Genomic DNA, 13,983 nt, shown 5'->3' with positions numbered 1-13,983 from the left:
AATGCGTAAGTTTATGAAATATTCATTGTTGATTATAATTGGGTCAACAATCCTGTTTGCCATATATGAATTATATCGAGAAAAACCTGTACTCGTCGATCTCGTATCTGTTGTTTCTGGGCCGATGCAAGTTGACCTATTGGAGGAAGGCCGCACAAGGGTTCGAAATATTTATACCGTTTCTGCACCGATTGCCGGACATCTTAGCCGGGTCCAGCTAGATGAGGGGCAGTATGTAGAAAAGGATGATACGATAATAGCATCTATACATCCGCTGGATCCCCCGTTTCTTGATGACCGGACGATAAATGAAATCCAATCGAAAGCTGACGCATCGCGAGCGGCGGTTGTTTTGGCAAACGCGAATTTGCAACTTGCAAAAACGACGCTAAACCAAGCTCAATCGGATGCCACTCGAGCAGAGAGCCTTGCGAACAAAAATGTTTTGTCAATTAGCGAACTAGAACGAAAAGTGAATGCCCTTGAGTTGGCGAAGGCAGAAGTTATAAGTGCTGAAGCGGCGATCTCGATGCGAGAAGCTGAGCTGAAAAGTTTACTTGTTCGCCTTAAGCAACCAGAAGAAAATTTGTCTTCAGACTCAGATGAGCAATGTTGTATCAATGTGGTCGCTCCAGTAAGTGGTGTGGTGTTGAATGTTGCAAATCATAGCGAAAGAGTGATCAATGCTGGTGAAACGATTGCTGAAATTGGTGATCCTAAAAATCTTGAAGTTATCGTTGACCTACTATCAAGTGATGCGGCAAAAATTCATAAACTTACAGATGTTGTGATGACGGATTGGGGAGGAGATATCCCGCTCGCAGGACAAGTGAGGCGCATTGATCCTGCTGCTTTTACGAAAACATCATCTCTGGGTATTGAGGAGCAACGGGTGAATGTTGTCATTGACCTGCATAATATTCCGGAAAACCTTGGTCATGGTTATCAGCTTCTAGTTAGCCTCAAGATTTGGCAAAAGGATGACGTAGTACAAGTACCTATTTCCTCGCTCTTTAGACAAGGTGGAACTTGGGTAGTGTTTGTTGATGACAGTGGAACTGTCAAATTACAGGACGTTGAAATTGGTCATCTCAATCAGGAATTTGCTGAGGTGTTAACTGGACTTGCAGTGGGGGATAAAGTTGTTCTTTTCCCCAGCGACAAGTTGGTTGAGGGTAGTCAAATTACAATGCGATAATTTTCCTGAGGGAATTGATTTGGAATTTGAGATAAATCAAATCCTATTTTTGTAAGGCATGATTACATATTTCTAGGCAAACTGAGAGGTTGTCAGAATGTTTAAAAATGCTTTCGAACTCACTGAAATTTCAGGTTTCAAAATTAGGCTTGATCCGAGTTGGATTCTTATTGCCGCTCTTATTGTCTGGAGTTTAGCGGATAACTATTTTCCTGAAACTTTGCCGGGTTATACACGCTATGATTATCTTGCTCTAAGCGTAGTGTCGATGCTTGGTTTTTTCGCATCATTGGTTTTGCATGAACTATCGCATTCGATTGTAGCTCGTCGATATGGGCTAAAAATTGAGGGTATTACGCTTTTCATATTTGGAGGTGTTGCTCAACTTGATGAAGAGCCTCGTACGCCTGTTTCGGAGTTCTGGATTGCTATAGCCGGACCGATCGCGAGTTTTGTTCTCGCAGGTGGGTTTTATGCTCTCGCGGGTGCGCTAACTGAGTTTGGAAGTTCTTTACCGCTTGTCGCTGCACTAAATTATCTGGCTTTGATAAATTTTGTTCTAGCGTGCTTTAACTTAGTGCCTGCCTTTCCACTCGACGGCGGACGAATTTTGCGCGCAATGCTTTGGTATTTTAAAAAAGATCTCCTTTGGGCTACATCTATCGCGAGTATGTTTGGAACTGGATTTGGATGGTTTCTTATCATTCTTGGCGTGCTGTCGCTGTTCTCGCAGAACACTATGGGCGGCTTTTGGCAAATATTGATTGGCTTCTTTGTCATAAATGCATCAAGGGGAAGTTATCAACAACTGGTTATTTCCAACACACTCAAGGGGCAGAATGTTAATTCGATTATGTCGCGCAAGGTCTATTCGGCGCAAATTGATCAATCCGTTCAATCGGTTATAGACAATATTATTATAGCTAAGAATGTTACGTTCGTGCCTGTTCTTGAGGGAAATCACCTCATGGGGTTTGTTTCTTTAGACATGCTACAATCGATCGATGAAGAGAACCGACAAATCACAAAGATTATGGATGTGTTTGAGAAAACCAGTTTAGAAAATACCATCACGCCCTTGGTGTCAATGGAGCAATTGTTTAAGAAAATGGTTGAGGGTGGGCGACGCAAAATGTTGGTTGAGGAAGATGGCAAGCTCTTAGGAGTTGTTTCGTTAGCGGACATGATGACATTTTTGGCAATTAGAAATGATCTGCATGCTGGTGTACTGACATCTAAAAGTTAAGTTTGGTTTTGACAATCGGGTATATACCCACTTAAAGTGGGTAATCCCAGTCGAGATAAGTTTTCATGCCCGATAGAACCCATAAAGTCGCAAAACTCGATGTATTATTAGAGGCAGCGGTCGATGCCATTATTACCATTAATGCAGATGGGATCGTTCAATCTAACAATAAAGCGTCAAACAATCTTTTTGGGTACTCTGGTACGGAGCTGGTTGGCCAGAACATAAAGTGCCTCATGTCTGAACATTGGGCATCAGAGCATCAGGATTACATTGATGCTCATTTTCAGACAGGTGAAAATCGCATCATTGGGATAGGGCGAGACGTTCAAGGAAAGCGAAAAGATGGTTCGGTTTTTCCGATGCATCTATCGGTCAGCAAATATGAAGTCGATGGCGAAGTTTTTTTCACGGGAATTATTCACGATCTTACGCGTCGAAAACAGTCAGAAGAAGCGCTGGCGCGATCTCAAAAAATGGAAGCGATTGGCCAGTTAACTGGTGGTATTGCTCATGATTTCAATAATCTACTAACGGTGATTATTGGAAACTTGGAACTTGTCGAAATGCAAATGAAGGACAAGTCTCAACTTAAGCTAATAAATGAAGCGCAAGTAGCTGCTGAGTCCGGTGCTGACCTAATCATGCGATTACTGACATTTGCTCGAAAGAGCGTGTTGCAACCCCAGCAAACAGATTTAAATGGTCATATCACTTCTATGTTGAGTATCTTATCACGTACAATCGGAAGCGATTTGGAGCTCAAAACAAAATTGGCTGAAGATTTGTGGAGTGTTAAAGTTGATCCAGGACAGTTTGAAAGTGCTGTGATCAATTTGGCTGTTAATGCCCGAGATGCCATGAAGTCTAGCGGCGAATTATTTATCGAGACGTCAAACGCGATTATTGATGATAAGTATCTGGCCAAAGAAGCGGGTATTGCGGAGGGGCAATATGTACGTATTTCAGTATCAGATACTGGTGAGGGTATGGATGCCAAAACGATTGAACATGTGTTCGAGCCTTTTTTTACAACAAAGGTTCCAGGTAAAGGAACAGGGCTTGGTCTTTCGATGGTGCATGGTTTCGCTAAGCAATCTGGTGGTCATGTAACTGTTTATTCCGAACTTGGCTTAGGCAGTACGGTCAACATTTATCTTCCCAGAGGTGAGCAGGGCTACTTTAAAGAGATCGCCAAAAGGCAAGAGAAAATCCAAAATGGTAATGGTCAACTGATACTTGTTGTCGAAGATGATTTGCGTGTGCAACGGTTGACAGTGGAGCGGCTAGAAGCGCTAAATTATCGAACAGTGACAGCTGATAATGGGAAACAAGCCATTGAATTGTTGGAACAACGAGGAGACATTAGGCTCGTATTTACCGACCTTGTGATGCCCGGCGGTGTGTCAGGCTATGAACTAGCTGGATATGTGGGGGAAAAATTTCCGGATTTAGCTATTTTGATGACTTCGGGCTATGCAGAAGACCTCGTACATGCCGACGAGTTAACTATCCGCTCTATCAACCTTTTACGGAAACCATATAAACTAAACGACCTGGCACATATGTTGCGTGAGTTATTAGTCTAGCGGGGGCTTTTTTCCACATCAGAGGTAAACATGTATCCAACACCTCTAACTGTTTTAATGATACTGGGCTTATTTGCATCAATCTCAATTTTCTTTCGAAGGCGCGCAACTTGATTGTCCACCGTTCTGTCGTAGGGTGTCCATTCATTGCCGTTAAGGCTGTCCATAATATGATCTCGAGACAAGATACGTTTTGGACTATCTAAAAATATCATAAGTAACTTGAAATCGGTCGTCGTTAAATCACATACATTTTTATTTGGTGTTAGAAGCTCCTGCCGTGCCGGATCTGCAACCCATCCGGAAAACATATATTTATGTTCTAAATCGCATTGAGTTCGTAAATCAGAGTGATCAGCAGACTGTCGAAGTTCGCTTCGTCTTAGCACCGAGCGAATTCTCGCTTGTACTTCGCGTATATGAAATGGTTTTGCAATATAGTCATCTGCGCCAACTTCCAGCCCTACGACTTTATCTATCAAATCACCTTTCCCGGTTACCATGACAATTGGTACATCACTTTTGTCTCTGAGCGCGGAAGCAATAGTAAGGCCGTTGTCTTTGCCGAGTTGCAGATCCAGTGTAATCAGGTGTATGTTTTGCGCTGATATTTGAGCATCAACTTCTAACGCGTTAGACGCTTCGACCACGGTATGACCATCTGCCTCCAAGCATCGGCGGAGTAAGTTTCTGATTTTGCTATCATCATCGACAACTAGGATTGTTTTGCCTTGGTCCATAGTGAAACTCTCTGTTGAATGCCTACATCGACCAATACTTATTGATACAATTTGATACAAACCAACCAAATTGTCGATACATTTATAATGTCATATATGATCATCAAATATGGCAACAAACCGATGGAGACAAAAATGTATGTGACTTCGCATGAATTTACCGCAGGTATTGAAGCTATTCAAGCAACAACGTTGCTTTGCAATGAGGGTCTTGGTCTCACGATTAAAAGCATTCCGGCTGGTTCGATTTTATTTCATGAAGGCGATGATGCATATGCTGTCTATGAAATAATAGAGGGCGTCTGTCGATCTTCTATGGTTTTGAGTAATGGCCGGAGGCAAATCATATCATTTGGATATCCATCCGATTTTGTTGGTGTGAGCCACGATTGCAAATATCATTACGAATGTGAGGCAATCATGGATATGAAGGTTCGCGTATTCAGGAAAAATGCCTGTAGTGCCCGCTCGGACACAGATCCAGATTTTAGTGACAGAATGTTGAAGTATATGGCGGCAGAAGTGTGCGGAATGCAAGAGCACTTCATGATGCTTGGGAAAAAATCGGCAACCGAAAAACTCGCGTCATTCCTCATAGCAATTGCTGACCGCTCATGCACTCACGATGGTCAGGCCATAAAAATATCATTGCCGATGAGTAGAATTGATATCGCGGATTTTCTTGGGTTAACTATAGAGACGATAAGCCGGACATTTACTAGACTCCGTAAAGACGGAATAGTTGAATTTGATGGCTCTAAAACAGTTGTTATTTTAGAGCCATCCATTTTGTTAAATGTGAGTAATCCTGATGAATAAGTTGTACATATCGAGCCTGTTCACTTGCAAGGCAGAAATTGAATGCGCTGTTTACAAAGGTTTTAATGGCGCTTTCAAGATTAATCTTCATTTGCCTTCGCTAGTTGGTCGTAAGCTCGCATAGCTTCTACACCATAGACTGTGGACGGACCGCCGCCCATTAAAATAGCTACGCCGATCATTTCAGCTACTTCCTCGCGACTGGCACCAGCTTTGAAGATACTTTTTGCATGTGCTGCTATACATCCATCACAGCGAACGGTGATTGCTATTCCAAACGCAATAAGTTCTTTGGTTTTAACCGATAAAGCGCCATCGGTTATGACTTTGCCAACGAGATCATTAAATGCCGCTGTTGGTCCTGGGATGTCGTTACTTAGTTTACCATAACCTGAGTGATATTCGTCGGCGACTTGTAAATAGTCTTTCATGATTTTTGCTCCTATTCAGCTTAATTTTGAAGAACTTTACCACGGTGAAATATTGACTATTTGACCTTTATCAAATTTGAAGGTCGTAGACTGAGAATGATATTAAGGCAGCCTTTTTGATAAGGATCAAAGCACTACTTGTTCTTTGAAGTATTCTCACCTTATCCATTCACCTCATAAGTAAGGGCAATCAAATGTCTTCAATTAACTTAAAGAAAGCACTTCGCCCCCGTTCGGTTGTTCTTATCGGTGCGAGCGAAAAAGACGGGTCTTTAGGTAAGGCTGTAGCGAAAAATCTTCTTAAAGGTGGGTTTGATGGCTCGGTTTGGTTTGTGAACCCAAAGTATGAAAATCTTTATGAAACGCGATGCTATGCGAGGGTGGAAGAGCTGCCAGAAATACCTGATCTGGCGATCATTGTAACGCCGCCAGCGACTGTGCATTCTCTTGTTGATAGTTTGGGTCGAATTGGTTGCGGGGCTGCAACGATCGTTACCGCTGGTGTGCCGGATAAATTGGAAATTGCAGGTTTAGCCAAAAAACATGACGTGAGATTAATCGGGCCAAATTGCCTGGGGCTTATGACCCCTCGAATTGGCCTAGATGCTAGTTTTTCTCATCTGATGCCGAAGAAAGGTGACATTGCATTTATCTCCCAATCGGGGGCGATTTTGACATCGGTTATTGATTGGGCGCGGCCTAAGGATATCGGCTTTTCACACCTTGTATCACTTGGGGATGCAGTCGATGTTTCTATCGCTGACATGCTCGAATATTTGGGTGATGATCCAGAAACAGGTGCAATATTAATATATATGGAAGCGATCAAAAGTTCAGCTGATTTTATGAAAGCAGCTAGTCATGCAGCAAACAAAAAACCCGTTATAGTAATTAAGGTCGGATTGACCGAACAATCTGCTAAAGCCGTCATGTCACATACCGGTGCATTGGCCGGGCGTGATGAAGTTTACGATGCCGCATTTCGAAAATGTGGGTTGGTGCGTGTGGATACATTGGAGGATTTGTTTGATGTTGGTGAACTGCTTTCTAATCACCCAAAAGGAAAATGCAACAGGCCGGCAATCATTACCAATGGTGGTGGCCTTGGTATTATTGCCGCTGATCGGGTCTTGCAGTCGGGTATGGAGTTGGCACCGCCATCTGGTGATCTCATCAGCAATTTAGATAATGTGCTTCCAAAAAATTGGTCAGGTTCAAACCCCATTGATATTATAGGAGATGCAGATTCTGACAGATATCGGGCTGCATTTAGAGCTGCATTGTCGGATGAGACATATGATTCAATTGTTATTCTCAATTGCCCTACGTCCGCTTCTTCAAATGTACAAATAGCGAAAGATATTGCGACGGATATAGCTGCCCATGATAATAAGAAAATGGTTGTCACATGTTGGGTGGGAGATGAGACCGCTCAATCAGCGCGTGGTATTTTTGATGATGCGGGAATGTCGACCTTTGAATCGCCGGAAGATGCAATAACTGCACTGCATCATCTATCTCAATATCACGATCTTTTAGGAGATTTGAAACAATCAGCAGAAGTAAAGTCATCAATCGCACTTGATAGGCAGGATTACGTCGCCCAAATCATTCATAACGCAAATCAAGAAAATCGAAGCACGCTGTCGGAGTACGAGGCAAAAGAGATTGTTGCAGCCTATGGTATTCCGGTCACTCAAACACTTGTAGCTCATGATCTGACAGAAGTTCGCAAAGTTGCGGAAAGAGTGATGCTTCAATCGAATATTGATGCATGTGTTATAAAAATAGTCTCAGAAGAGATTACGCACAAAAGCGAAGTCGGCGGTGTGGTGCTTGATATTAAAACGCCTCAAGAGGCAGTAAAGCAGGCCACCCGGATGCTTGATCGAGTTAAGAAGCTAATGCCCGATGCAACTATTCAAGGTTTTGCTGTTCAACCAATGATAAAGCGTGAGCATGCGAGAGAATTAATTTTGGGTATTGCGCAGGATGCAACATTTGGGCCGATCATCATGTTCGGCGCGGGAGGAACTGCGGTAGAAGTGATGAATGACAAAGTGATCGAGCTTCCTCCTGTTTATACATTGGATGCAACAAAAATGATTTCGAAAACACGTATTGGTAAACTGCTTAAAAGTTATCGACATGTGCCTGCCGCTGATGAGGAGGCCATTTGCAAAGCAATTACCGCAATATCCCAACTTGCTTCAGATTTTCCAGCCATCGCGGAACTTGATATCAATCCGCTTATTGCTGATGTAAATGGGATCATAGCGCTGGATGCCCGCATTGGTTTGAAGAATTGAAATACAGATAGTTGGTTGGGTTGCGGTTTTTGGAGTTTGTTTTTTCATCCTTTGATTTGTGTCAATTCGTACCACCAGATAGGTCTTACAATAAGCATCTCAGATATGTTGGAGATGTATTATGGATGATGGTGAGTTCAAGCGACGGTTAGAAACTCCTGATACAAAAATTGAAGATATCGAACAGAGTTTGAGAGAATTAGATCAAAGGCTACATGCGTCTGTGGGCCGTTTTACCGGTGGTTTGTCTCCACTTGCATTAAGTATGGCATATTATGATTGGTTAACGCACCTAATTACCTCTCCGAGCAAGTTGGCAGAGCTTTGGCAAGCAGCATCAAAAAACTCCTGCGCAGCAAATGCAGAATACCCGTTTATTACTTTCGATTTGAATGAGAGCACGCCAGTTGAAAAGTGTTCGCCATATGGATTGGAAGATCGCCGTTTTCAAGATCCGTTGTGGCAGAAGTTTCCTCATAATTTGTATGTTTCGATGTTTCTAAATGCGCAAGATTGGTGGCGAAAAGCAACTTCGGAAGTACCTGGATTAAGCGAGAAAAATCAGCAGATAGTATCTTTTATGGCAAGGCAATCTCTCGATATGATTAGCCCGTCCAACTCTGCCTTATTAAATCCGGTTGTTCTGAACCGTACGTTCAAAGAGTCTGGTGCAAATTTCATAAGGGGAGCAAAGCTTTTTAAAGAAGACCTGGATCGTTTAACGGGTGCCAAGCCGCGGTCTATGGATGGGTTTCATGTTGGAAAGAATGTCGCCTGCACCGCAGGAAAAGTGGTTTTTCGTAACGAATTGATAGAATTACTGCATTATGATGCTGTAACTGAAGAGGTTCGGAAAGAGCCGATTCTGATCGTGCCAGCATGGATCATGAAATATTATATTCTTGACTTGTCTTCACATAATTCGCTCGTCAAATATCTTACGGAACAAGGCTATAGCGTTTTCATCATTTCATGGAAAAACCCGTCTAAGAAAGATCAGAACCTTTCCTTGGATGATTATCGAGAGTTGGGGATCAGGGCGGCCATAAATGAAGTAAATAGGCGGCTGCCAAAAACAGGTATCCATATGGCAGGCTATTGTCTGGGTGGTACACTACTGGCAATAGAAGCAGCATTTTTAGCTAAGAAGAAACACATACCCATTAATTCTATCTCTTTATTTGCTGCTCAGGTCGATTTTGCCGACGCGGGCGAATTAACGTTGTTTATCAATGAAAGCCAGCTTGCTTTTCTTGAGAATATTATGCGCGAACAGGGTTATCTTAAGGCCGAGCAAATGGCTGGTGCATTTCAGATGCTACGCTCAAATGATCTGATTTGGTCGCGAGTAATCCGCCATTATCTGCTTGGTGAAAGAACGAAAATGAACGACCTGATGGCATGGAATGCTGACAGCACGAGAATGCCGGCAAAAATGCATAGTGAGTATCTGAATAAGTTGTTCTTAAATAATGATCTTGCTCAAAGACGTCTGAAAGTTGACGGTTCAGCAGTTTCTTTATCCGACATACGACAACCAATTTTTGCTGTCGGAACAGAGCAGGATCATGTTTCTCCGTGGAAGTCTGTATATAAAATAAATGCGTTAACTGACACAGATGTGACATTTGTTTTGACGAACAGGGGACACAATGCAGGCGTGGTCAGTGAACCCGGACATAAAGGCCGACATTTTAGGAGTGGGGTTAAAAATGAAGGTGACCTTCATATTTCGGCAGAGAAATGGCTAGAACAACATCCCGTTCAAGAAGGATCGTGGTGGCCTGCTTGGATCAGTTGGCTTAATGAACGCTCTTCGTCAGAATGCGTTGATGCGGCAGATAGGCAATCTCGTTTGTTTGAAGATGCAATCGGTGATGCGCCTGGAACGTATGTGTTACAACGATGAACCAGACAGATCAAATTCTTCTTCAACCATCAGCTGCTGGTCTGTCCAGTGAGGAAGCAAAAAGTCTTCTGTTGAAATTCGGTCCCAACGTCCTGCGCACCCAATCAGGAACACCATGGTGGAAAATTACACTTAGGCAATTTGCAAGCACCTTAATTCTGATTCTGATTTTCGCGGCGGCGGTTGCCATTTTTATGGGGCAGTTGGTCGATGGAATTGCTATTCTTGCGATTGTTTTTTTGAATGGATGTCTTGGTTTTTTTCAGGAGTGGAAAGCGGAGAGAACGCTTGAGGCGCTGCGTTCTATGCTTTCCCATAAAGCAATTGTTGTGAGAGATGGAGTTGAGACGCAAATTCCAGTTTCTGAAATTGTTGTCGGCGATCTTCTTATACTGAGAACTGGCGAGAAAGTTCCTGCTGATGTGGCTTTACAAAATACAGTCGAGTTTCAGGTGGACGAGTCTGTCCTCACCGGTGAATCTGATGCAGTCCATAAATCTTTTTCGGCAATCGAGCCTAGCCAAAGAAAGGCTTTTATGGGCACCAACGTTGTTCAAGGTCATGCCGAGGCTTTGGTCACAGCGACGGGGATGAACACTAAATTTGGTGAGATTGCTGAACTCACTACCGAATTGGGTGAAAAAACAACACACTTGCAGAAGAAATTGGAGTTACTTGGACGTCAACTTGGTGTGATGGCACTGATCTTAGCTTTGCTAATTGTTCTTATCGGGTGGCTTTCCGGGCGCGCACCATTGGATATGGTTATGACAGGCCTTTCTTTGGCTGTTGCTGTTGTTCCTGAAGGTTTACCAGCTGTTGTAACACTTACTCTTGCTCTTGGTGCAAGAGCGATGGTTGCTAAAAATGCTTTGAGTAAAAGATTGCAAGCTTCCGAAACACTCGGCGCTGCGTCTGTTATTTGCACCGACAAAACTGGCACGCTGACAGAAAACCAAATGACTGTAACACAGATCTGGTTACCCGTTTGTGGAGTGATCGATGTAACAGGGACGGGATATGATCCTGCCGGTCATTTTGAAAAAGATGGAAAGCGTTTTGATTACAGTAAGAATACCGCTCTTAAAAGTTTGCTTTCAAGTGCGATGATTTGCAACCATGCCAGCATCCAAAAGGTAGGGGATCATTGGCAGGAAATAGGACAGCCGACTGAAGTGGCCCTTATTGTTGCAGGTTATAAAGCGTGGCTTCCGATGCCATCTGGTGAAAATTTGGTTCGTGAGTTTCCGTTTACTTCAGAACGCAAACGAATGAGCGTTGTGTGTGCCGAAGATGGTCGTGCTATTGTTCATATCAAAGGCGCTTTGGAGAAGATACTTCCACTTTGCAGCGAGTATATGGGCTCGGATGGCGTATTGCAGATTGATCAAAAGATGCGGGATCAAATTAAAACCCAGCATGATTTCTTTGCGGGAAAAGGGCTAAGGGTCCTCGCTATTGCACAAAGAAAAACCGGCTTGGAGGGCACAGAATGCAGCGAAACGGAACGTGATCTAACCTTTCTTGGCCTTGTTGCCATTATTGATCCGCCACGACCGGAAGTTAAAAATTCGATTGCGCTTGCGAAGAGTGCAGGTATCAAGGTTATTATGATAACCGGAGACGCTCCACAGACGGCGCTAGCCATAGCGTCATCATTGCATTTGCCGTCAACAATCGTTGTAACAGGAGATGAGCTGCAGACTAAAAGTGATGATGAACTTGATCATCTTCTAGCTCAAGATGTTATGTTTGCACGCACGACGCCTGAACACAAAATGCGTATTGTGAGGCGGCTTCAATCACACGGCCATGTTGTGGCTATGACGGGGGATGGCGTAAATGACGCACCCGCTTTGAAACAATCAGATATTGGCGTTGCGATGGGTATTCGTGGAACAGATGTGGCAAAAGATGCAGCTGACCTTGTTTTGTTGGATGATAATTTCGCTTCAATCGTTGGTGCGATAGAGGAGGGGCGTCGACAATATGCGAATATCAAGAAATTCGTTCGCTATTTACTAGCTTCAAATGCTGGCGAGGTTGTCGCAATTACTGGAAGCATAATATTAGGTGGTCCGCTTATTTTTCTTCCTATTCAGATATTGTGGATGAATTTGGTCACAGACGGCTTCACTGCTCTTAGTCTTGGTTTAGAAAAAAGTGAAGCAAATATTATGGAAGAAAAACCAAGATCAAATAAAGATGGTATTATTGGCGCGCAAGGCATGGCGACGATCATGACTTTTGCTACATACACAGGAGTAAGCAGCGTTCTCGTTTTTCACTATATGTTGGAATATGGTGTGATAGTTGCTCAAACGGTAGCTTTTACGACAATGATTTTTCTTGAGAAATTTAGCGTATTTGCTTTTCGGTCATTATCGTTGCCATGGAGTGCTATTGGCTTTTTCTCAAATTATTGGCTGTTGGGCGCATTGACTATGACATTGGGGTTGCAAGTTTTGGTCGTTTATTGGCCGCCGCTACAACAAATTCTTCATGTTGCTGAAATACCGCTCGAATTCTGGGGGCTCATTGCTCTTATTACTTTACCTATTGTGATCGTTCCGGAGTTGATTAAAGTAGTTCGACAAATGCGGTTAGCTTCTTGAAACAGGCTGAAAAGAAAACGCGCATCAACTAAAATGCGCGTTTCAAGCACCGTAGATATCAGCAGATTATTTGCTCGCTACGTTTTTCGCGGATGTATCTTCAAGATTAGGGTTTATTGATTTCACATGCTCGGAAATGGTTGAAAGTTCTTTGGACACAATGCCTGTACCAAGCTTCATTAACTCATTTGCTTCTGCACTATATTGATTGACGGCTCTATCAAGAAAGCGACCTTGGAGCTCTGCAAAATCAGAAAAAGTATTGCACTCAAGTAGTTCCTTTTGCATGCTGATATCTTCCGAGATCCTACGAGAAAAGAAATTTGCCAATTCACGTTGATAAGTAATCATACCTGAAATAAAGGTTTCGCTGTTTTCAGAAAAGCCTTCCATTGTTTCTCTCAGAGTATCTGAACATGTTTCTAGCAATTTTTCCTCTTCAGGCGCGCGTTTAACGGGTTTTGGTTTTGCTGTGGCCATTAGAATTCCTCCTTCTGTTGCAATTTATGTTCAGATTATTTGAATTTGATTATGAAGATTTGATCTATCGCAAAGTAGAAGGATTAAAATGCGTGACGTATTTTGAATTAGATCGATATGTGCGCCATTAAGATGGCGAGTTTGTTTGAGCTAGATCAATTTAAGTTGGTCGCAAATAACCTAGTATCGTTACAAGAACTAAATGGAGATCATAATGTACAAAAATATTCTTGTTCCGATTGACGTTGGGAATTTAGGCCCGGTTGATAAAATGCTGGAAGTTGCGAGACGATTGCTTACGGATGATGGCCGTATCACACTTGTCAATGTAGTAGAAAGTGTTCCTGATTATGTTGCCGCAGAACTACCTGGTGATATCGGGAAGAAGGGACATGATAGAGCTAAGAGTGCACTAGATGAGGTTGTTCGCGCGAAAGATCTGGATGTTAATGCAGTCGTATTGCATGGACATTCTGCTGCCAAAATACTTGAATTTGCTGAGCAAAGCGGCACTAATATGATCATTATCGGGTCACACAAGCCGGAAGTGATGGACTTGCTTCTAGGTTCAACGGCCGCCCGGGTTGTTCGCAAATCGAAATGTTCAGTCCATGTAGTTAGGTAATGTTACATGGTGGGATATGTCT

Annotated in this window: 11 protein-coding genes; 8 read left to right on the top strand and 3 right to left on the bottom strand. The window is 43.0% G+C overall.

What is annotated here, in order from left to right:
• The first annotated feature begins 1 nt into the window (after position 1).
• The 3 genes from G3W54_RS12635 to G3W54_RS12625 all read left to right on the top strand — a co-directional run bounded on the left by G3W54_RS12635 (position 2) and on the right by G3W54_RS12625 (position 4,033).
• Positions 2-1,198, top strand: coding sequence for an HlyD family efflux transporter periplasmic adaptor subunit (locus G3W54_RS12635; protein ID WP_162653378.1), 1,197 nt, complete (start codon positions 2-4; stop codon positions 1,196-1,198).
• A 97-nt stretch (positions 1,199-1,295) separates the two neighbouring features.
• Positions 1,296-2,444 carry a site-2 protease family protein gene (locus G3W54_RS12630; protein ID WP_162653377.1) on the top strand — a complete coding sequence of 383 codons (1,149 nt, stop codon included), beginning with the start codon at positions 1,296-1,298 and terminating at the stop codon, positions 2,442-2,444.
• Between the two features lie 65 nt (positions 2,445-2,509).
• Complete coding sequence (locus G3W54_RS12625) at positions 2,510-4,033, top strand: PAS domain S-box protein (protein ID WP_162653376.1); 1,524 nt, start codon at positions 2,510-2,512, stop codon at positions 4,031-4,033.
• Here G3W54_RS12625 and G3W54_RS12620 read toward each other — a convergent pair.
• Positions 4,030-4,773, bottom strand: a complete 744-nt coding sequence (locus G3W54_RS12620) for a response regulator (RefSeq protein ID WP_162653375.1) — start codon at positions 4,771-4,773, stop codon at positions 4,030-4,032. The genes G3W54_RS12625 and G3W54_RS12620 overlap by 4 nt on opposite strands.
• A gap of 135 nt (positions 4,774-4,908) precedes the next feature.
• Here G3W54_RS12620 and G3W54_RS12615 point away from each other — a divergent pair, with 135 nt between their 5' ends.
• Positions 4,909-5,592: a helix-turn-helix domain-containing protein gene (locus tag G3W54_RS12615; protein WP_162653374.1), complete on the top strand. Its 684-nt coding sequence runs from the start codon at positions 4,909-4,911 to the stop codon at positions 5,590-5,592.
• 80 nt (positions 5,593-5,672) lie between these two features.
• On the opposite strand, the gene G3W54_RS12610 is transcribed toward G3W54_RS12615, so the two are convergent.
• A complete protein-coding gene (locus G3W54_RS12610) occupies positions 5,673-6,023 on the bottom strand; it encodes a carboxymuconolactone decarboxylase family protein (protein WP_162653373.1) in 351 nt (116 codons plus the stop codon).
• Between the two features lie 194 nt (positions 6,024-6,217).
• On the opposite strand from G3W54_RS12610, the gene G3W54_RS12605 reads away from it, so the two are divergent.
• The 3 genes from G3W54_RS12605 to G3W54_RS12595 all read left to right on the top strand — a co-directional run bounded on the left by G3W54_RS12605 (position 6,218) and on the right by G3W54_RS12595 (position 12,856).
• Complete coding sequence (locus tag G3W54_RS12605; protein ID WP_162653372.1) at positions 6,218-8,332, top strand: acetate--CoA ligase family protein; 2,115 nt, start codon at positions 6,218-6,220, stop codon at positions 8,330-8,332.
• A gap of 121 nt (positions 8,333-8,453) precedes the next feature.
• Entirely contained in the window at positions 8,454-10,241 is a 1,788-nt protein-coding gene (locus G3W54_RS12600; RefSeq protein ID WP_162653371.1) for an alpha/beta fold hydrolase, read from the top strand.
• The gene (locus G3W54_RS12595) at positions 10,238-12,856 is read left to right on the top strand and encodes a cation-transporting P-type ATPase (protein WP_162653370.1); all 2,619 of its coding nucleotides are present in this window, start codon (positions 10,238-10,240) and stop codon (positions 12,854-12,856) included. Before G3W54_RS12600 ends, G3W54_RS12595 begins: the two co-directional genes overlap by 4 nt.
• Before the next feature lie 66 nt (positions 12,857-12,922).
• Here G3W54_RS12595 and G3W54_RS12590 read toward each other — a convergent pair whose 3' ends face one another.
• Positions 12,923-13,336 carry a phasin family protein gene (locus tag G3W54_RS12590; RefSeq protein ID WP_162653369.1) on the bottom strand — a complete coding sequence of 138 codons (414 nt, stop codon included), beginning with the start codon at positions 13,334-13,336 and terminating at the stop codon, positions 12,923-12,925.
• A 214-nt stretch (positions 13,337-13,550) separates the two neighbouring features.
• On the opposite strand from G3W54_RS12590, the gene G3W54_RS12585 reads away from it, so the two are divergent.
• Entirely contained in the window at positions 13,551-13,961 is a 411-nt protein-coding gene (locus tag G3W54_RS12585) for a universal stress protein (RefSeq protein ID WP_162653368.1), read from the top strand.
• The last annotated feature ends 22 nt before the right edge of the window (positions 13,962-13,983 follow it).

The sequence above is a fragment of the Lentilitoribacter sp. Alg239-R112 genome (genome assembly GCF_900537175.1).
Classification (GTDB): Bacteria; Pseudomonadota; Alphaproteobacteria; order Rhizobiales; family Rhizobiaceae; genus Lentilitoribacter.
This window is presented reverse-complemented; position numbering and strand designations above follow the sequence as displayed.